The organism is Cyclobacteriaceae bacterium (assembly GCA_030584025.1).
Taxonomy (GTDB): domain Bacteria; phylum Bacteroidota; class Bacteroidia; order Cytophagales; family Cyclobacteriaceae; genus UBA2336.
Window position 1 is genome coordinate 737,663 of record CP129487.1, and the last position, 19,974, is coordinate 757,636.

Consider the following 19,974-nt stretch of genomic DNA (forward strand, 5'->3'; position numbering starts at 1 on the left):
GATATAGAATTTTTTTTGATTGTAATTATAGATGAGTAAGCAAAAAGAGCATAGGGAACCTGCAAAATCGTTTCGCGATTTGATTGTATGGCAAAAGGCCCATCAATTGGCGCTAGCGGTTTATAAGGTAAGCTCAGGCTTTCCAAAAGAAGAAATCTTTGGATTGACTTCTCAAATAAGACGTTCCTCAGTTTCTGTAGCAGCAAATATTGCAGAAGCATTTAAGAAGAGAAGTGACAAGGATAAGGTGAGAATACTAAATATTAGCCAAGGCTCTTTGTCTGAAACGGAATACTTCCTCATGCTTGCTCACGATCTTCAATATACAGATACATCAGCTTTAAAGAGCAACGCTGACGAAGTTGGAAGAATTTTAGAAGGCTATATAAAATCGATCAAGGGTGACTAAATACTATATGCTAAATACTGAATACTAATAACTCATTTGTTGAACAAAAAAGAACCATATCGACTAATCATCAGCGGAGGCGGAACAGGAGGTCACATCTTTCCTGCGGTAGCCATTGCCAATGAATTTCGGGAGCGTTATCCGGACGCAGAAATTCTTTTTGTTGGTGCAAAAGGAAGAATGGAGATGACGCGGGTGCCTGAAGCGGGTTATAAAATCATCGGACTTTGGATCAGCGGTTTGCAACGATCGTTTACTATTTCAAACCTCATGTTCCCGGTTAAGGTGATTGCGAGTTACCTGCGAGCCATGGTGATTCTGAAGCGCTTCAAACCGAATGTTGTCATTGGAACGGGCGGTTATGCAAGCGGACCGATTATGATGGCGGCAACGCGCCTGGGTATTCCCACTATTGTTCAGGAACAGAATTCATTTGCCGGTTTAGCGAACAAGCAAGTGGCTAAAAAAGTGAGTAAGGTTTGCGTGGCTTATCAGGGTATGGAGAAATACTTCCCTAAAGAAAAAATTGTGTTCACTGGAAACCCGGTACGGAAAGATATTCTGGACATCAGCAGGAAGCGCGAACAGGCATTGAACAAATACGGATTTGAGGCCAACATCAAAACGCTGCTGGTCATTGGTGGAAGCCTGGGTGCACGCACCATTAACGAAAGCATTCTGGCAGGCATTGAAAAATTAATTGATGCCGGTGTTCAGGTAATCTGGCAAACCGGAAAGGGATATTACGAAACGTGTAAGGCGGGTGTGGCTAAATATGATCTGAGAAGAATTCGGGTGCATGACTTTGTGAAGGAGATGGACTTGGCGTATGCCGCAGCAGATGTCGTGATCTCGCGTGCAGGTGCCTTGGCAGTTTCTGAATTGTGTGTGACCGGGAAGGCGTGCATTCTGGTTCCTTCGCCAAACGTGGCAGAGGATCACCAGACTAAAAATGCGAAAGCGTTAGCTGATCAGGAAGCAGCTGTTTTGATCAGCGATAAAGATGCTGCTTCACGCCTGGTGGAAGAAGCCTTACGCCTGTTGTTTGATGATCAGCGCACCAAAAAACTTCAGGCAAGGATTACGGAATTGGCTAAGCCATTCGCTACACGCGACATCGTGAATGAAGTGGAAACACTGATAGGCGCAAGCGAAAAGAAAATATCCGCAGACAACCTGAAAACCTTGTCGGTGGTTATGAATTGATTACATGAACGAACTGAATACATATCGCAACATTTACTTCCTCGGCATTGGCGGCATTGGCATGAGTGCGTTGGCGCGTTGGTTTAAAAAGAAGGGACTTTCAGTTTCGGGCTATGACCGTACATCAACAACGCTTACGCAACAGCTTGAGGCGGAAGGCATGCAGGTTCATTACGATGATTCTGTTGCTAATATTCCGGAAGTTGTATTGCAAGGGAAGAGCGAAACGCTGGTGGTGCTTACTCCGGCTGTACCAAAAGATCATAAGGAATACAATTACCTGCTTAAGGCTGGCTATACGATTATCAAGCGATCTGAAATTTTAGGATTGATTACCCGCAACTACAAGACAATCGCGGTAGCCGGTACACATGGTAAAACGACCACGTCATCCATGGTAGCGCATATTTTAAAATCTGCCGGAAAGAACATGGTTGGGTTTTTAGGAGGCATCACCACGAACTACGAATCAAACCTGGTGATGCATGGAGAAGTAAATGCGGATACGCTGGTCGTGGCCGAAGCCGATGAATTTGACCGTTCGTTCCTTCGTCTTTTCCCTGAGGTAGCGGTGGTTACATCCGCTGATCCGGATCACCTGGACATTTACGGTGATCACGACAGCATGATTCAGTCGTTTAAAGATTTTATACGTCAGGTTAAGCCTGGCGGATCATTGATTATTCATGAATCAATTGAAGAAAAACTGGCAGGTGATGTAACACATCTGACAAAATACATTTACAGCATGAGCCGGGGACAATTTTTTGCCGGCAACATTACTGCGCATAGCGGATTTTTTGAGTTCGACCTGATTGGTTTTGGTGGTCAGGGTGAACGAATCAGGCTCGGTGTCCCCGGTTTTCATAATGTTGAAAATGCAGTAGCGGCTGCTATTGCCACGCATGTTTGCGGTGTTACGGTTGGTGAAATCAAAACTGCACTGGAATCCTTTAAAGGTGTGAAGCGCAGATTTGAATTTGTGTATCAGAACGATAAGGTGATTTTCATTGATGATTATGCGCATCACCCAACGGAGATTGAGGCATTCTTGAAATCGGTGAAGTCCATGTACCCGCGTAAGAAGTTAACGGTAATATTTCAACCGCACTTGTTTACACGTACCCGCGACTTTGCTCCCGGCTTTTCAAAAAGCCTGAGCCTTGCGGATGAACTGTTTTTGATGGATATCTACCCGGCAAGGGAACTACCGATTGCGGGTGTGGATTCGGATATGCTGATGGAGGATGTTACCAGTGCTGTGAAAATTCGGTGTGGAAAAGCTGATCTGATGCAAAAGCTGGCTGACCACGAAGTAGAGGTAATTGCCACGGTAGGTGCCGGGGATATTGATACGTTTGTTCAACCGATTAAAAACCTGTTGGTGAAGCGTTATGAAAATTAAGTTCAACATCGGTAAGAAAGTAAAAATTGGTGCGGCCATGGTTGTGCTGTTCGTGCTTATTGGGTTTAGTGAAGGCCAGCACGGTGAAGTTGCTGTGAAAGATATCGTCATCAAAATTGAGAACATTCGTGAAAATCATTTTATCGATGAGCAGGATATTATTGAGCTGATGGAACTTGACTACGCCAATCTGAAGGGAGCAAGTCTGAGTCGGTTAAACCTCAAAGAAATTGAAAAGCGCATCAAGGCCGATCGGTTTATTGAAAACGCGCAGTTGTATAGCGATGTAAAAGGAAACCTGGTAGTGAAGGCAACACTACGAAGACCCATTGCCAGAATCATCAGATCGGATGGACCTGATGCGTACATCAGTGAAGATGGTACGATCATGCCCACATCGGAAAAGTTTACAGCGCGCGTGGTCCTGATTAGTGGTTCGTATGTGAAAAACTTCATGACGCTGGAAAACATCCGGCAACATGAAGATGGCGATGAGTTAATGGAAATGCTTTATACGATCGGACAGGATGATTTCTGGCGGGCGCAGATCGCGCAGCTAGATATGGATAGCAAGGGTAGGATCAACATTATTCCGCAAGTTGGAGGCCAAACCATTGAGTTTGGAAGGGCCGAAGATCTGAACATCAAATTGAGGAAGCTTAAAATTTTTTATAAAGAAATATTACCGCAAATGGGATGGAATAAATACAAACGGGTTAGCCTGGAGTATGCGGGCCAGATCGTTGCGGAATAAAATGAAATAACGTAAACCAAAAAAATTAACAACCACTATAACACAGTACAATATGGAACACGAAAAAATAGTAGTCGGACTCGATATAGGCACAACAAAAATTTGTGCCATCGTAGGGCGCAAAAATGAATTCGGCAAGCTCGAAGTATTGGGCATGGGCAAGGCTGAATCGGAAGGCGTTGTAAAAGGTATTGTTTTCAACATCGATAAAACCGTGTACGCCATTGAACGCGCCATCAAAGAAGCCGGAGATCAGGCAGGCATTGATATTGGCGTGGTAAACGTGGGCATTGCCGGTCAGCACATCAAGAGTTTTATTCAGCATGGTGGCATTACACGCTCTGCCAAAGAAGAAGAAATTACCATTGATGATGTGGAACGCCTCACGCAGGATATGTACCGCATGGTCGTTCCTCCCGGCAGCCAGATCATACATGTAATGCCCCAAGACTATATGGTCGACTACGAAGAAGGTATTAAAGAACCTGTTGGCATGTCGGGTGTGCGCCTTGAAGCAGACTTCCACATCATTACGGCACAGACCAATGCCATCAACAACGTGAACAAGTGTGTGCGCAGGGCAGGTTTGGAAATTGAAGACTTGATTCTTGAACCGCTTGCTTCAAGCCTGGCTGTGCTTAGCGATGAAGAGAAGGAAGCAGGTGTTTGTCTGATTGACATCGGTGGTGGTACAACCGATATTGCCATTTTCTATGATAACATCATTCGTCATTCCGCTGTGATCCCATTCGGTGGCAACATCGTCACCAATGATATCAAACAAGGCTTAATGGTTCTTCCGCAGCAAGCTGAACAATTGAAGACCCGTTTTGGTAAAGCTATTTCAGAAGAGGCCAGCCCAAATGAAATTGTTTCCATTCCTGGTATTCGCAATCGTTCAGCAAAAGAAATCTCAACCAAAAACCTGGCGAACATTATTCAGGCGCGCATGGAAGAGATTATTGAAATGGCGCATGCAGAAATCATTAGCTCAGGATTTGAAAACCGGTTGGCCGGTGGCATTGTCATCACGGGTGGTGGTGCACAACTTAGCAACCTGAAACAACTGGTTGAATATATGACCGGTATGGATACGCGTATCGGTTATCCGAATGAACACCTCGGCAAAGGAAAAGTTGAGGTTGTAAAAAGTCCGATGTACGCCACGGCTGTAGGCCTGGTGTTGGCGGGCTTCCGCTCGCTTGATGAGCGGCAAGATCGTTATCGTGAAGCGCGTGAGCTAATTAAGGCTACGCCTAAAGCGAAGCGAGCTGTATCGTCCCGTAATTTCTTCAATGAAATTCTTACCAAGACCAAGAGTTTGTTGATTGATGACCTGGACGGAAAGAATGAATACTAAGTTTTAAAAATGAATCAACCACTAAAACCATACAATCATGATTGAATCCGGATCTTACCAATTCGACATTCCCAAGCATCAGGCGAGTACACCTCGCTCGATCATTAAGGTGATCGGTGTTGGGGGAGGAGGCAGCAATGCCGTGAACCACATGTATCGTCAGGGCATTAAAGACGTAGAATTTGTGGTGTGTAACACTGATTTGCAGGCGCTGAAAAGCAGCCCTATTCCTACGAAGTTGCAAATTGGTGAAGAACTTACCGAAGGACTTGGCTGTGGAGCCAATCCTAAAGTAGGTAAAGGCGCAGCCATTGAAAGCAAGGAACAAATCCGTGAGTTTCTGGAAGGCACCAAAATGCTTTTCGTGACTGCCGGTATGGGCGGAGGAACCGGAACAGGTGCTGCCCCGGTTATCGCCAAAATAGCCAAGAGCATGGGCATTTTAACAGTTGGTATTGTTACCGCGCCTTTTGCTTTTGAAGGAAAGAAAAAGAAAGATCTCGCTGACATTGGTATTAAAGCACTTCGCAGAAGTTGTGATACCGTGTTGGTGATTTTAAATGATAAACTCCGGGAGATTTACGGAAACCTGCCGATCGGTAAAGCATTTGCACAAGCCGATAACGTATTAACTACTGCGGCCAAAGGAATTGCCGAGATTATCACGCTTACGGGTTATGTTAACGTTGACTTCCAGGACGTACGTACCGTCATGTATAATGCCGGCCCTGCTGTAATGGGTACTGCGGAAACACGCGGTGAAAATCGTGCCCGCAATGCGGCCAGTGGTGCACTTGCATCTCCGCTACTCGACAACTGCGACATTATGGGAGCCAAGAAAATATTACTCTCTATTATCTCCGGTGCAGAAGCTGAGTTGCAGATGGACGAGCTGATGGAAATCACCGAATACATCCAACAGCAAGCCGGTCAGGATGCCGAAGTTATTTTCGGTCACGGTGTTGATGCTGGTCTGGGTGACCGTTTACGCGTAACTGTAATTGCCACCGGTTTTGATCGTGAAGAAGAACACGAGGATGAAGAGGTTGTTGAAAAACAACCTGCAAAAAAGGAGCCTGAGCAAAAAAAAGTGCATGATTTGGAGCGTAACCAGATTTGGTTGTTCGAGCAGGACAATGCCATCGGTGCTCCTCGCGAAGTACAATTGAAAGTATCGGAAGAGCCGAAAGAAGAAAAACCTGAAAAACATGAAGACGAAGTTGTTTTTACAGGTCCTTTCAATCGCATCGATTCAACATTTAATGATGACGATGATACGGATGATGGTGATGCCGGTTTGTTTGCCGATGACGAAGATGAGTTTGATCGCACACATGAAAAGTACAGCGATCAGATCATTAATGAGGAAGGCATGATGGAACTGCGCAATACCCGTCAGCGCCTGGAGCAGCAAGCCAAGGAACGTAAGGAGAAATTGAAGACTGCGCGTAAGCAGGAAATGACCAAGGAGGAGTTCAACGAGAAGTGGGCATTACCGGCATACTTACGCAGAGGAATCAAGATGGATAATGTTCCCCATTCTTCTGAGTCGTTTATAAGCAAGTATAACCTGAATGACGACAACAATATTCTGGGGAACAACAAGTTCCTGCATGATAATGTGGACTGATCTCAGGTAGAAGAAATGATCCGATTCCGATCAACGATTTCAAAGGTATGGCATTTCCGGTGCGACTGGTATTTTACTCCATTCGTAGTGGTTGTTGGTGGTAAATATTTTTTGCCGGCACCGGTATGCCTTTTCATTAATCCCGGCTAACGGGAACCATTTTTTACCTTTGAGAAGCCCCGACAGACGGTCGGGGCTTTTTTTATGATTTAGCGCTACGGAAAACCACGTTTCAGGGTTGCATAATTTTGGTATTCAGATTGGCCCCATCCTTGCAATACAGGCAGTATACCAACTTCAATTGTTATGAAACGGTTACTTTTCTTCGCTTTGCTGATCGGATTATCGGGCTGCGAATTTTACTATTACGATCCTGTTTACGATTCTCGTGAACGTGTAATCGGACGTTACGATGTTGAGGAGTATAGTGAGACGTTTAATGATTATACCTCCTTCTCCGTGTGGATCGAACGGTCGAATAATTATTCCGATGAGGTTTGGATTGACAATTTTTATGCAGTGAACATCAGCGTCCGGGCCGTCATCAATTACGATAAACTAACTATCCCGCGTCAGGTAGTGAATGGTTACGAAGTAGAAGGCGTGGGAACCATATATGCCTCAAGTATTTCGCTTAGCTATCGGGTAAAGGATTTGTACAATAACTCCCGAACTGATTTTCTGGAAGCAACAGCGTACAAGCAATACTGATACACGTGTTAGGTTAGAAGTGAGGTCATGGGCGTTAGTGCCCATGACTTTTTTTATGCTTTCTTTACGCGTAGCGAAGTTGTCTCATCATCCAGAACCACAATGGCATCACCTTTTTCAATGTATTCTCCACGGGTATAGGCATCGTAAAGTTGTCCTTCAATCATCACTTTCCCACCTGGACGTAAAACCGTATGGGCTACTCCCGTTTTTCCTTTCATGGATTGCGCAGCCGCACTTACGGTAAATCCTTTTTCCCGTTCCTGGGTATCGGTAAGTGCAATGCGTTTAAAGAATCGGGTTTCATGCAAGCGCGAACCACCAACAAACAATAGAATGATCCCACCTAAAATTCCGCCAAAGGTTGCCGCTACCGCATACAGCAATTCATTCGCAGGTACGAAATCAAAATTAAAGGCATCGTTGTTAATCATGATCAGGATAAGCGACATTACCGTGAGGGAAATGCCGGCAATACCGGCAACGCCAAATCCCGGAAGCACAAAAATCTCCACTGCAATTAATGCTAAGCCGCAAAACAAAGCAATGATCTCCCAGTTTTCGGCAAGACCGTTCAGGTAGTAAGGCACCAGATAAAGTATGAGCGCCACCCCGGCAGCAAAAAGTGGAAAGCCAACACCGGGTGTTTGAAGTTCAAAATATATTCCTCCAATAATGATCAAAATAAGTAGCCCACTGATGAACGGATTCAGAAAAAAGGCAATTACTTTATCGGTAGCTTTTAATTGAAACCGAACCAGGTTGTACTTTTCAATTTTATTTCGCTCTAAGATTTCTTCAATGGATTCAACCTTAGCTTCACAAAAACCAAATTTGATAGCTTCTGAAGTTGAGAACGTTACGATCTGCCCGGCTTCGGTAACACTATCAATGGCAATGTCCTCATCAACCATGGCTTCGGCAATTCTCGGGTCGCGTCCGTTTTCTTCTGCAGTAGTGCGCATAATAGCCCGCATATACGATTGATATTTGTCAGGTGCTTTTTCACCCGTTCCGGTTACCACAGTCGCTGCCCCAATGCTCGCTGCTGGCGACATGTAAATACTATCGCAAGCAATAGAGATCAGGGCACCTGCTGAAGCGGCATCGGAATTGATGAACACCCACACCGGCTTTTTATACTGCATGATGCGATCAACAATTTCCTTGGCATCGGTAAGAATACCTCCGTAGGTATCCATTTCAATAATCACAATGTCGGCATTTATTTTCTTTGCATGATCAAGGGCCAATTCAACATACCGGTTGGTTCTGGGGTCTATTTCGCTTTTGATTTCCATTACCATAACAGTTGGTTCCTGCGCGTAAACGATGGAAGCAACCGAAATGACAAACAGCATGGAGAAAAGAAACCTCATATATTTCGACTTTATCGTGTGGTAAATACGTACAAAAATAGCCATTAAGCAACCCTTAAAGGCATTCGGCATTGGGGCATTTTTTTGGCGGGTTATTTGTTACCAGAATGGGTAAGGTTTAGCAGATTTAGCCTTTTTTACGGCTTTAAGTTTGTGTAATTTGGTATCAAAATAAGTAACCGGGAGGTTCGTTACTGAGTAGTATGATTAAATTTTTGATTATTACTGGTCTCTCATTTTTTAATCCCCCGCAAGATTCGATCGGGATTGAGACCATCAACGGAAAAACATTTGTCATCCATAAAGTGGGAGAGAAGGAGACCCTATATGGTATCTCCAGGCGATATGGTGTAACTGTTACGCAGATTTTGGAATTCAACAAGACCGCTGATGCGGGATTGGAAATTGGCCAGATTCTTAAAGTACCCTATATTCCCAGCCCGAAAACTCCGAAAGGGGCCACGGTGCATAAGGTTGCTGAAAAGGAAACGCTGTTTTCCATTTCGCGACAATACAACGTAACCATTGACGAGATTAAGCAATGGAACAGCCTGCCCGACAATTCGCTTTCAGTTGGTCAGGAGTTGGTGATTAAAGCCACAAACACGATTCCCGGTATGCCACAAGCTCAGCCGATGGAAATGAAATCGGCCCGCACCGTTCACACCGTGGCGCAAAAGGAAACGTTGTTCAGTATTTCACGTCAGTATGGTGCCACAATAGATCAATTGAAAACCTGGAATAACCTGACCTCAGAAGAATTAAGTATCGGACAGGTTCTTTTTGTGGCCCAGCCAATCTACAATAGCACTTCTCAAACTCAAGCCAATCCGGTTGTTGAAACAACACAACAAACAACAACACCAACTCCAGTCAACACAGAAGTACCGGTTACAAAAACGGAAGTTACACCCCAGGTAAAAGCACCGGTTGTCACCATATCTGAATCCGTAACCAATAAAGACGAGATTAAGGAATCTGGTCTGGCCGAATTGATTGACGGAACGGAAGGCAACCGAAAGTACCTGGCGTTGCACCGCACCGCACCTGTGGGAACCATTTTGAAAATCCGCAATGAAATGAATAACCGTGAGGTGTTTGTTCGGGTAATCGGCAAACTTCCGGATACGGCATTAACGGATAAGCTCGTCATCAAAATTTCAAAATCAGCCTACGACAGGTTAGGCGCGATTGATCCCCGCTTTCGTGTAGAAGTTACCTATTACAAATGATTCGCCTGGCACTTTTAGGTGGATGGCTTATGTCGTTTTCAGCATGGGCACAAAACCTGGTGCCTAATCCAAGCTTTGAAGAACTTATTCGTTGTCCGCATAGCTTCAGCACTGATCGCAAAGATTTCATCGTTCCGGGCTGGGTCTCTGCCACGCGCGGCACACCCGATCAATTTCACGCGTGCAGTTGGGGCGAAGCCGATGTACCCTATAACTGGGCCGGATCATCAAATGCAAAAACCGGAAAGGGATATGTGGGTATTTATGTGTGGATGAGTCGTACCGATGACAACAACTACCGCGAATACATTCAATGCGAACTGGCAGAACCCCTGCGAAGTGGAACACGCTACCGGGTGGAGTTTTATTACAAGCTGGCCTCCTATGCCGTGTATGCGGCTAACCGTATTGGCTTACACCTTTCATCAGAGCAACTTATGTACGATCACGATCAGCTTATTGATGTAGTGCCGATTCTTTCTGTTGAAACTGATTCAGCAATAACTTCCAAAACGGGCTCGTGGGAGCATGCGGTTATGGAGTTCAAGGCAACCGGTGGGGAGCGCTTCGTGACCATCGGCAATTTTTACAATAATACACAAACCAAATCAACACGACTGCCACAACGAATTGGTAAGAGTAACATGTTGGTGAATAGTGCATATTATTTTATCGATGATGTTTCCGTTGAGCCGCTGGATTCAGTGCCCCCAATTACACTGTCGCGTACAGAATTTTCGTCTGAGCATATTGAACTGGATCGCGATTACATTTTGAAGAACATTCAATTTGAGTTTGATAGCTATATGTTACTCAAATCTTCATTTAGAGAGTTGGATATGGTTGTTGATATACTGAAAACCAATCCTACCTTCAATGTACGGCTATCCGGGCATACCGATTTTATTGGCTCCGATGAGTATAACCTTACCCTGTCGCGTAATCGTGCCCGAAGTGTTGCCGATTATTTTATTTCAAAAGGAATTAAACCGGAACGCATTCAGTCGTTTGGTTTTGGAAAGACAAGACCAATTGTATTTGAAAAAACAGACGAAGCACGAATGATCAACCGCAGGGTAGAGATTCGGTTTACAGCACCGGAGCCTGTTGGTAAGTTTTAGTTGTCCAGTCTTCCAGCCGACTATTCATTTGAGTAAACCAAAGGGGTGGAACAAGTGCCATCAAAATCATGGTAGGATATCCATACGGCAACTGCGGACTTTCATCATAATGCTTGAGAATCTGATATCGCTTTCCCGCATAAGCATGGTGATCGGAATGGCGCTGCAGTTGAAATAAGAAAAAATTACTGATTAGATGACTGGCATTCCATGAGTGCAGTGGATTTACACGTTCATACTTTCCAGGAGAAACTTCTCTTCTGCTGACTCCATAATGTTCAACATAGTTCACCAACTCCAGAAGAGTAAAAGCCAAAAAGCTTTGAGCAAAGAAAAACACAGGAATAGTCAAGGTGACTTCACCCAGCCATAGCGAAAATGCACCTGTAATCGCCACACAAAAAATGATGGGCAGGAGGGTAAATGCAATCATGGTGTTTTTCCAGTGATATACAGGGAGTCCTCTTTTCTTCATCACCTCATTCTCCAGCTTCCATGCGTGCCGGTATCCACCAAATACGGAACGAACCCAGAATTGATAGAAGTTTTCATCCTTTTTGGCTGTGGCCGGATCAAGTGGTGTGGCCACCCAAACGTGATGTCCGCGGTTGTGCTCCACGTAAAAGTGCATGTATGACACCGTCATCAATAAAAGTTTGGCGTAAAATCTTTCCCATGCCGATTTCTTATGCCCGAGTTCATGTGCAACGGTTATACCGATACCTCCGGTTACAAGTGCAACGCTGAGTACAAAGCCAAACCATTCGGTAAGTGATAGCAAGGTTCCGGTGGTTACTGCATAACAAGCCCAGATTATAAAAGCAACCTGAATGTATGTCCACACATACGTGACAAACCGATAGTAATACTCCTCACTTACCTCCTTTACCTGATCATCGGGTACATTGGTTGTGTCAAGTCCGGTAAGCTGATCAATGATGGGTATGATGATAAAAGCAAAAGCAATGGCCAGGTAATTCCACCATCCACCGGCATAAAATCCTACGACTACAAGTGCGGGTAAAATGAAGGCTGTAAAAAAGCCGATTTTCTTGAGGTGTCTCACACCTCTAAAATACACAATTTTAAAATTTTGAAATAGGGGGAGTTATTCAGAAACCATCTGGAAAAGAGGCTTCTGCTCTACCTTACTGGTGTGATCGATCTCGCGCATGTGATCTTTGTTCTCCTGGATGAATTTATTGTAAGTGACTACAATGGCATCATAATCCGAGCGGTAGTGTTCAATACTTTCTTCTGCTTTGCGGATTTGATTTACCAAATTCTGCATGGTGGTGTTATAGGCATAGGCGGTGTGTCCTTCCGATAGTGAAATCAATTCGTTGACCAATGAGTTTGAAGCAAAATCGTATTCGGCAACAAGGTCGGGGTTCGACATGCTTTTGGGGGTGTACCGGATTCGCTTTAACTGTTCAATCCGATGTTCCAGTGATTTAACCTTTTCAGGATCCAATTGAGCTGATATCTTCAGTTCATGCAGTAGGTTGTGCATGGCCTTTATTTTCTGGTTGTCATCATTAATCATCAGGTTCCAGGCGGTGTGCAGGCTGTCTTGTAAATCCAGGTAGACTTCCGTTAGCGAGTCAACGTGTGTAAAATGGGTTGCCATATCCCTGGTTTTAGGATTGTCGCAACTTGCTAAAATCAGCGCTCCGCTAAAGAAAACCCAGGTGATGTGATGATGTTTGTTCATGTTAAATGCTCCTGAAGTACGAATACGGCTTATCGAAGTAAAGGTTTATGCTATCCGAGTGACATTTATCAGCAACGTGCTAAAATGGTCAATTTTCAACTAAATCGCTTACTTATAAGGGTTTAAACTGTTCAAATGCTTCCCGGCAATCCTCACAATAGTGTATCGACCGGCACAAGGTGGGGCCAAACGGATTTTTAAGGGTTGTATTTGAACCTCCGCATCGGGGGCAGGCGGCATGTTCGAGTACGTCAATATCGGAAAAAAGATTTTTACCCACAGGTGGCGGAGCCAAACCGAATTGTTTAAGGGCTTTTCGGCCCTTTTCAGAAATCTTATCGGATGTCCAGGGCTCTTTAAAAGATACAGTAATGGATACGTTGTTCATGCCATTTTTTGCCAGCACATCTTTCACATCTTGCTTCATCATGTCTAAAGCCGGGCATCCTACAAAAGTTGGTGTCATTTCTATATCGACCTGATCGTTTTCAACGGAAACATGGGTGATAACCCCAAGATCCACCAACGACAAAACCGGTATTTCCGGGTCCTTCACCTCTTCCAGCAACGTATAAATATCTTCGGATGATCGCATCATATCTAAAACAACTGAATCAATGCTTGAAGGGTTCCATTACCACTCGGCAGTGGGGTCAATACGAAATACCTCACTCATTTCATTTAGTAGTGGTTGCAGGTGTTCACTATGCTTTCCTATTCTTCCACCCAATACAGGTTGAACCGTGTTCAAGTCGGGTAACTGAAGTCGTGTTTCATTAATGATGGCGCTGATTTTCTCCAACCATTTTTCCTGTAGTTGCTTCTCTCCGGCAAAAACGCCACTATCTATTAATTCCTGTTCGTATGGCGATTCTTCAAACATCCCCAATGCGTAGGGAAGCGCATGCTCAAGCGATTTCTGCAGGCGTACTACACTTTCTTCAGTAGCGCTGCCCAATTGTTTTACCCACGTGTTGGCGTGAAGCGTATGGTAACGGAGTTCTGCACGCACCTTCACGGCCAGTTCGGCCAAGGGTTGAAAGGATGATTCCGTGAGCATATCGAAGCGCATGATCTCGGCTGTGTCGTATAAAAAGTGACGAATCAGACTAAAGTCGTACTCACCATTGGGCAATTCGGTAAAAATGGAGTTATGAAATTGTTCGGCATTGCGTGTGAAGGCAACCGTATCGGGTTCTTGTTCCCCTAATGAATGAAGAATGGTATAGAGTGCATAACTCTGCCCCACTTTGTCTTGCGCCATGGATGAGAAGGCAATATCCTCTTCCAGTAGCGGCCCAAAGCCGGTCCACTCTGAATTGCGATGCCCCAGGATAAGCTGGTCATCAGCCATTTTGTACAATAGTTCTTTTATGGCGAGTTCGTTCATGATGATGAATCCTGATTTGATACTTGTTCTATTAATGAGCTATTGATGATTAGATTATTTAATAGAATTGAAAGCAGTATGAATAAAAAGTAAGATTGTGATGTTGTTAGAGATAAGATGCTGAGTACTATTGTTAATAGTGGCAGTGCCAATAGAGTAACTTTTATAATGATATTTTTTACCCGATAGTTCTTTTGGTCGTATATGTAAAGAATGCCTTGAGCAATTGCACCAATGTAAATCAATTGAAAGCCTAAACTCACTCCGGCCGAATATAAGATTATCCCACTGAGAAGGATGAAAAATGGTGGGAAGTCTATGATTTTCTTTTGTTTCACTTTATACGTTCCAAAAATTCTTTCAACTTATCTCCACCTTTATAGTTCGATGCATCCCTGAATTTTTTTTCAGGCAGCGTCATCCACAATTCCTGTTCTTCTGGTTTGGTAAACCGGATATCGTCTGTACGAATTGCCCAAATGTTATACACTACCTTGTCGGTTTGAAATTCCCGCTTGGCTTCACTCATGGCTTCGTTGGGTGTGCGTGCCAGTACAGAACCAACGTGCACATGCTGTTTACCCCGCTTCGCTAATAAAAAAATCTCATAGCTTAATTTTGCCCCAGGCTGTTCGGGTGTATTGTGTATGAAATCAAATACAGTTATGTTTCCTTCCGTCATGGGTGAAACAAAAACGTGGCGGGTATCGGCAACGAAAAGTGATACACATAGAAACCTGCGGGTGAAGGTTTCTTTTGCCAATACAAAAGCCATCTCCAGGTTGGGTGCATGCACAGCGCCTTCATGTTGAAAGGGTTTGCCTTCTTTCGGTTGTACAAACACTTCAAACGTGCCAAACTGATCAAGCGGAGCTTTCGGCTCGGCTTGTCCGGGTTGGCCAACAGCGGGTAATCGGTTTACTCTTGGGTCGAGTGAATTCATGTTTATAAGAAAATGAAAAGCCGGCAGTGAACCGGCTACACAATAACAAATCAGGCCAACGGTGTAACGTATGCCGTGCGCGGTGTTTTTAACGCTTCGCGTACCCAACGGCCGCGCTCTTCTGCAATACGTCTTACTTCCAGGCGCTCCCTGTTGCAAGGGCCATCGCCATTGATCACACGCTTGAATTCTTCCCAATCGGGTTCGGTGTATTCCCAGCGACCGGTTTCTGTATTTTTCTTCAGCTTCGGATCGGGTATGGTAAACCCGAGTTCCCAGATTTTAGGAACGTACATATCCAGAAACTGATTACGCATGTCATCATTGGAAGCCATTTTCACTTTCCACTTCATCAACACTTCGGTGTGTGCAGAAATTTTATCGGAAGGGCCGAAGAAATGCATCATCGGGGCCCACCAGCGATTCAGAGCTTCCTGAAACATGTCGCGCTGTTTCTGTGTGCCGGTTGCCAGGTAAATCACACAATGGTGACCGTACTTCAAATGGAACGACTCTTCTGCACAAATGCGATCAAGTGCACGACAGTAAGGCCCGTAACTTCCTTTGGCGTTGGCCAACTGGTTTACGATGGCACCCGCATCAACCAACCAAGAAATAAAACACGAGTCGGCCCAGGTGAATGCCGGGTAGTTGAAAATGTTTGAGTATTTGGATTTACCGGTAATCAGGTCGGTGATCATCTGCTCACGCGACTTACCCAATGTTTCGGCAGCACTGTACAAAAGCTGGGCATGCCCGACTTCGTCCTGCACTTTGGCCATCAAGGCAAGCTTGCGCTTAAAACCGGGTGCACGGGTAATCCAGGTTCCTTCCGGCAGCGCTCCAATAATTTCGCTGTGCGCATGTTGTTCAATCATGCGGATGAGCTGCTTGCGGTACAACTGGGGCATCCAATCTGTAGGTTCAATTTTTTCGCCCCGCTCAATGCGGGCCTCGAATTCGGCTAATTTTTCGGGATCTTCCTGTACCAGGCTATCGGTCTTAATGCCTTCAAACGTGTTTCCTCCTCCGTACATGGCTAATGTTTTTTGGTAATGACAAAACTAACAACTGTTAGTGGAAGAACAACAGGGCTAAGCCTTTTGTTTCAGGCCATCTATCAGCATGTCGGACAGTTGCTGGCCCAGTTTTTCAGGTTCGATGGTGCTGTCCGGGCTGAACCACGCAGGCATCCAGTTGAGGGAAGAGAACAGCGTCATCACAGCCAGCTTGGTATCAATGTCTTTTTTGAAATCGCCTGTGGCAACCCCTTGTTCAATGAAGGTTTTAAAACGGTTGATGTAATTGATCCGAAGTAAGAGAAAATCGCGCAGGTAAGGCTGACTCAGGTGGCGGTGCTCATTCATGAAAACCGCAGAGGCAGTAAGATCTTTGGCCATAACCTTTACGTGTCCGATAATACCCAACCGAAGCTTTTCGCTGGCAGAAACGTTTTGCTTTTCAACTTCTGAAAGCGATGATCGGAATTCCGCAGCCATGTCGAAACACAAGGTTCGCAGAATTTCTTCTTTGGATTTTATATGTGAATACAGACTGGCTGCTTCGATGCCCAGTTTCTGCGCCAGGTCGCGCATGGAAGAAGCCGAGTAACCCTTCTCCTTAAACAACTCAGCCGCCATGCGAATGACCTGTTCCTTTCTTGATAAGTTTGTTACTACATCTGCCATATCCTTTTCGCTTATCTTAGCTTATCAAAAATATGAGAAAATAGTTACCCGTTGAAACTTCAAATCGATAATTTGCTAAACTGAATTTTATATTCATGAACTACCATTCGCTTAACCAATACTTTTATAAACTATATGCCCGGTTGTTTATGCTGGCGTTGGTGCCGATTGGTGTGTTCATATTTTTATACCAGGCAAGCGAAACGAATTGGTTACCCAATACAAAGTTGGATATTGAGCCTGAAATGATTGTTTACGCAGCCGCAGCCATTGCTTTTATGGATTGGTTGATGGCCCTGCTTATTATGTATGTAGGATTAAAGCGAGTTCGTAAAGAGGTTAGCCTGGGTGAACGCCTGAGCCGGTATGCCAACCTAACAACCGTACGTTCTGCACTTTTTTCTTCGGGCATGTTGATTCTGGCCATCGGGTATCACCTCTCGCAACATCAATGGCTTACCATCGGGTTTATGGTTAGTTTGATTTTGCCGGCTATTTTTTGGCCGGTGCCAGGTCGGGTGTGTTACGACTTGCGCCTGAAGGGGGATGAGCGCATGATGATCTTGTATAAGATGGATAAGTTATAGTTCCGAGTAAAAAAAATCGCCCCGGGTATCGGGGCGATTGACTTTACTTTGGATTCTATTTTTTTCTTAGAAGATAATTCCAAAACTAAACGCATTCAATTTCGGGTTGTTTTCTTTTTCGGTGCTGAACAACTCGTTCAAATCGTAGTTAAAGAAGATGTCGGTTGAACGAATACCCAGTTGCACGCGCACACCGTAACGGAAGTTGTTCAGGTAAAAGTTGTCACGGTTTTTATCTTTTTCACGACCGCCATCATTGTATACCAACTTGGATCGACTGCTCAGGCGATAGCCTGCATAAGGTCCGGCACCAATCCGGAAATTGCTTCCGTATGAACTCCAGAACCGGGCTTTCTTACCTCGTCCGCCAAAGTCGAGCATGGGAATGAACGACACGTTCGCGTAAGTAACACCGAGTTTGCTTTTGATGAAGTTTACATCGCGCAAATCTTCCTCAAAGAAAACTCCATTTTCATCTTTACCGATCAGAATATTGTCTTGTTGAAATTTGAAGTTGTACCAGCTTAAGCCAAGTCCCCACTCAATAAAGAATTTACCACCCACATGCGTATGCTGTACCGAGTTGATGCCCACATACCACGAGCCCCACGGACGAACCGAATAGAGTTCGTTGTTTTCATCAGGAAACTTTCCATCTTCCAGGTAGTTGTTTACACCTAAATCGAAGTTGATGGAATGACGGGTTCTGCGCATGGTACGAATGGTACGGCTACGTTCCCATTCTTTGTCTTCTTCATCGTCTTCATCCCAGGTAACGGGCTCATTGGTGGTTTCTATTTCACGTGGCTCGCTTGGTTGAGCCGGAACAGAATCATTCGCAGGTATTGAGGTTACCGGTGTTCCTTCAATGCGATTGAGGATATCGGTGAACAACGCCTGAAAATTATATTGGCGCAACACAACTAAGTCTTTGCGATCTTTAATGGTAAACACTACCCGGCTTGTGTTGGCAAGCTCCACTACTACGGTGTCGGGTTTTTGTTGGGCAGGTGAAGCATAACCTGCCGTGATCAACATCAGTACTACAAGAATCTTTTTCATCTCAGTTTAATTTTTTTGTTTGTTTTTTGTCCTCCAGGAAATTCAAGGCGAACAACTCATCTTTCTTTTGCCTCAGGTCGCCCATTGGACCATCGCCATCAGCGATGTTCATGGCTACTCCCATCAGCTTTTGCATACGAGATGATTTTTTTCCTTCTGAGGTTGCTTCATCTTCTGGTTGTGGTAATAAATATTTTTGGTTCACTTCATTAGCAGTCATTACAATATAGACTGCTGTGCTATTTTGTGTTTCTGTTGCTTCGACTGTGTTGGTTTCAGCTTCTGCAATAAGCGTTTCTGTTTCAGGTTGAACGACATCAACTGGAATTTCTTCCGGTGTGGGTTCAACTACAGCCAGCTGCTGATCGGAAGAAGTGGACTGTTTTTTATAAACCGGAATGTTGCGATTAGTTTTCTTTTCAGTCTTTTCCTGTTCAACTTTTTTATTCTGATCAATTGCAGCTACAGGCGTTTCTTCCGGTTGTGTGGGCTGTATCTTTTCAGGAGCAGGTTTAGTTGTTTGAGGCTTTGTGTTTACCAATACGTCTGTTTCAGCAGGTTGTATTTTCCAGATCAATACAGAAGCAATGGACAACAGCAGCAATCCGGCAGCAATTTTCAACCACAGGGCTTTGTTGGATTTTTTGTCCAGGCCGGCTTCAATGCGATTCCACGCATCAGCCGAAGGCTTAAGCTGAAAGTTTTCCAGCTTGTTGTGGAACAGGTGATCAGGTTGTTGTTTCATTGCTTTGTTTTTTAGAAATCCAGTCGCGGTCGATAAGCATTTTTTGCAAGTAGGTACGTGCGCGACTCAACTGCGACTTAGAAGTATTTTCACTGATGCCGAGTTGGTCGGCTATTTCTTTATGCGAGTAGCCATCGATGGCGTACATGTTGAAGACAATTCTATATCCGCTGGGAAGTTCCTGAATCATCTGCATCAGTTCTTCTGCTTCCAGGTGATCGCTGATGTTTTGATAATCGGGTTCCCGATCGGCTGCCTCCAGATCAGTCTCGAGGTACATCGAACGGTTTCGTCTGAGGTAGGTGAGGGCTTCATTTACAATCACGCGTCTGATCCACCCCTCAAAACTTCCTTCGCCCTTAAACTGATCGATACGTTCAAAAATCTTGGTGAAGGCGGTAACCAATACATCCTCTGCCTCCATGGAATCTTTCACATACCGGTAGCATAACGCATACATTTTGGATGAATATTGGTCATACAGGCTGCGTTGGGCATCGCGATTGCGTGCCTTGCACCCGTTGATCAGCTCATCTTCTTTAGCCCGGTAAATTTTCAGATCCATTTAAACGTTTCAGCAATAAGATGCCCAATTGCTTTTTGGGGTTGCGTGGCCCAAAACTTTTTTCTTAAAGAAT

At 44.6% G+C, this 19,974-nt stretch carries 22 protein-coding genes; 10 read left to right on the forward strand and 12 right to left on the reverse strand.

Annotation, left to right across the window (positions count from 1 at the left end):
• The first annotated feature begins 31 nt into the window (after positions 1-31).
• From QY309_03535 to ftsZ, 6 genes are read left to right on the forward strand one after another with little or no spacing between them, the layout of a single operon-like run.
• Complete coding sequence (locus tag QY309_03535) at positions 32-409, forward strand: four helix bundle protein (GenBank protein ID WKZ60551.1); 378 nt, start codon at positions 32-34, stop codon at positions 407-409.
• A 39-nt stretch (positions 410-448) separates the two neighbouring features.
• Positions 449-1,615 carry an undecaprenyldiphospho-muramoylpentapeptide beta-N-acetylglucosaminyltransferase gene (gene murG, locus QY309_03540; protein ID WKZ60552.1) on the forward strand — a complete coding sequence of 389 codons (1,167 nt, stop codon included), beginning with the start codon at positions 449-451 and terminating at the stop codon, positions 1,613-1,615.
• Positions 1,616-1,619: 4 nt separating this feature from the next.
• Positions 1,620-3,020, forward strand: coding sequence for a UDP-N-acetylmuramate--L-alanine ligase (gene murC / locus QY309_03545; GenBank protein WKZ60553.1), 1,401 nt, complete (start codon positions 1,620-1,622; stop codon positions 3,018-3,020).
• Positions 3,010-3,774 (forward strand): cell division protein FtsQ/DivIB, encoded by a 765-nt coding sequence (locus tag QY309_03550; protein ID WKZ60554.1) that lies wholly within the window; start codon positions 3,010-3,012, stop codon positions 3,772-3,774. The genes murC and QY309_03550 overlap by 11 nt, the downstream gene beginning before the upstream one ends.
• A 52-nt stretch (positions 3,775-3,826) precedes the next feature.
• Positions 3,827-5,134, forward strand: coding sequence for a cell division protein FtsA (ftsA, locus tag QY309_03555; protein ID WKZ60555.1), 1,308 nt, complete (start codon positions 3,827-3,829; stop codon positions 5,132-5,134).
• Between the two features lie 37 nt (positions 5,135-5,171).
• Positions 5,172-6,764 (forward strand): cell division protein FtsZ, encoded by a 1,593-nt coding sequence (gene ftsZ / locus QY309_03560; protein WKZ60556.1) that lies wholly within the window; start codon positions 5,172-5,174, stop codon positions 6,762-6,764.
• Positions 6,765-6,766: 2 nt separating this feature from the next.
• Here the strand turns inward: ftsZ and QY309_03565 are convergent, their stop codons facing one another.
• Positions 6,767-6,901 carry a hypothetical protein gene (locus QY309_03565; GenBank protein WKZ60557.1) on the reverse strand — a complete coding sequence of 45 codons (135 nt, stop codon included), beginning with the start codon at positions 6,899-6,901 and terminating at the stop codon, positions 6,767-6,769.
• 169 nt (positions 6,902-7,070) lie between these two features.
• Here QY309_03565 and QY309_03570 point away from each other — a divergent pair, with 169 nt between their 5' ends.
• Positions 7,071-7,475 (forward strand): hypothetical protein, encoded by a 405-nt coding sequence (locus QY309_03570; protein WKZ60558.1) that lies wholly within the window; start codon positions 7,071-7,073, stop codon positions 7,473-7,475.
• Between the two features lie 53 nt (positions 7,476-7,528).
• On the opposite strand, the gene QY309_03575 is transcribed toward QY309_03570, so the two are convergent.
• Positions 7,529-8,854, reverse strand: a complete 1,326-nt coding sequence (locus QY309_03575) for an NfeD family protein (protein ID WKZ60559.1) — start codon at positions 8,852-8,854, stop codon at positions 7,529-7,531.
• 203 nt (positions 8,855-9,057) lie between these two features.
• Here QY309_03575 and QY309_03580 point away from each other — a divergent pair, with 203 nt between their 5' ends.
• Positions 9,058-10,086 (forward strand): LysM peptidoglycan-binding domain-containing protein, encoded by a 1,029-nt coding sequence (locus QY309_03580; GenBank protein ID WKZ60560.1) that lies wholly within the window; start codon positions 9,058-9,060, stop codon positions 10,084-10,086.
• Positions 10,083-11,207 (forward strand): OmpA family protein, encoded by a 1,125-nt coding sequence (locus tag QY309_03585; GenBank protein ID WKZ60561.1) that lies wholly within the window; start codon positions 10,083-10,085, stop codon positions 11,205-11,207. Before QY309_03580 ends, QY309_03585 begins: the two co-directional genes overlap by 4 nt.
• Here the strand turns inward: QY309_03585 and QY309_03590 are convergent.
• From QY309_03590 to QY309_03620, 7 genes are all read right to left on the reverse strand, one after another.
• Positions 11,176-12,273 carry an alkane 1-monooxygenase gene (locus QY309_03590; GenBank protein WKZ60562.1) on the reverse strand — a complete coding sequence of 366 codons (1,098 nt, stop codon included), beginning with the start codon at positions 12,271-12,273 and terminating at the stop codon, positions 11,176-11,178. The genes QY309_03585 and QY309_03590 overlap by 32 nt on opposite strands.
• A gap of 42 nt (positions 12,274-12,315) precedes the next feature.
• Positions 12,316-12,837 carry a LemA family protein gene (locus QY309_03595; GenBank protein WKZ60563.1) on the reverse strand — a complete coding sequence of 174 codons (522 nt, stop codon included), beginning with the start codon at positions 12,835-12,837 and terminating at the stop codon, positions 12,316-12,318.
• A 196-nt stretch (positions 12,838-13,033) separates the two neighbouring features.
• Positions 13,034-13,519: a 1,2-phenylacetyl-CoA epoxidase subunit PaaD gene (paaD, locus tag QY309_03600; protein WKZ60564.1), complete on the reverse strand. Its 486-nt coding sequence runs from the start codon at positions 13,517-13,519 to the stop codon at positions 13,034-13,036.
• Between the two features lie 36 nt (positions 13,520-13,555).
• Entirely contained in the window at positions 13,556-14,311 is a 756-nt protein-coding gene (gene paaC / locus QY309_03605; GenBank protein WKZ60565.1) for a 1,2-phenylacetyl-CoA epoxidase subunit PaaC, read from the reverse strand.
• A 334-nt stretch (positions 14,312-14,645) separates the two neighbouring features.
• Positions 14,646-15,254: a phenylacetic acid degradation b gene (locus tag QY309_03610; protein ID WKZ60566.1), complete on the reverse strand. Its 609-nt coding sequence runs from the start codon at positions 15,252-15,254 to the stop codon at positions 14,646-14,648.
• A gap of 50 nt (positions 15,255-15,304) precedes the next feature.
• Positions 15,305-16,291, reverse strand: a complete 987-nt coding sequence (gene paaA / locus QY309_03615; GenBank protein WKZ60567.1) for a 1,2-phenylacetyl-CoA epoxidase subunit A — start codon at positions 16,289-16,291, stop codon at positions 15,305-15,307.
• 57 nt (positions 16,292-16,348) lie between these two features.
• Complete coding sequence (locus tag QY309_03620) at positions 16,349-16,942, reverse strand: TetR/AcrR family transcriptional regulator (protein ID WKZ60568.1); 594 nt, start codon at positions 16,940-16,942, stop codon at positions 16,349-16,351.
• Between the two features lie 95 nt (positions 16,943-17,037).
• Here QY309_03620 and QY309_03625 point away from each other — a divergent pair, with 95 nt between their 5' ends.
• A complete protein-coding gene (locus QY309_03625) occupies positions 17,038-17,529 on the forward strand; it encodes a hypothetical protein (GenBank protein ID WKZ60569.1) in 492 nt (163 codons plus the stop codon).
• A gap of 66 nt (positions 17,530-17,595) precedes the next feature.
• On the opposite strand, the gene QY309_03630 is transcribed toward QY309_03625, so the two are convergent.
• From QY309_03630 to QY309_03640, 3 genes are read right to left on the reverse strand one after another with little or no spacing between them, the layout of a single operon-like run.
• A complete protein-coding gene (locus QY309_03630) occupies positions 17,596-18,591 on the reverse strand; it encodes a hypothetical protein (GenBank protein ID WKZ60570.1) in 996 nt (331 codons plus the stop codon).
• Between the two features lies 1 nt (position 18,592).
• A complete protein-coding gene (locus tag QY309_03635) occupies positions 18,593-19,336 on the reverse strand; it encodes a hypothetical protein (GenBank protein WKZ60571.1) in 744 nt (247 codons plus the stop codon).
• Positions 19,320-19,901 (reverse strand): sigma-70 family RNA polymerase sigma factor, encoded by a 582-nt coding sequence (locus QY309_03640; protein ID WKZ60572.1) that lies wholly within the window; start codon positions 19,899-19,901, stop codon positions 19,320-19,322. The genes QY309_03635 and QY309_03640 overlap by 17 nt, the downstream gene beginning before the upstream one ends.
• Positions 19,902-19,974: the final 73 nt, after the last annotated feature.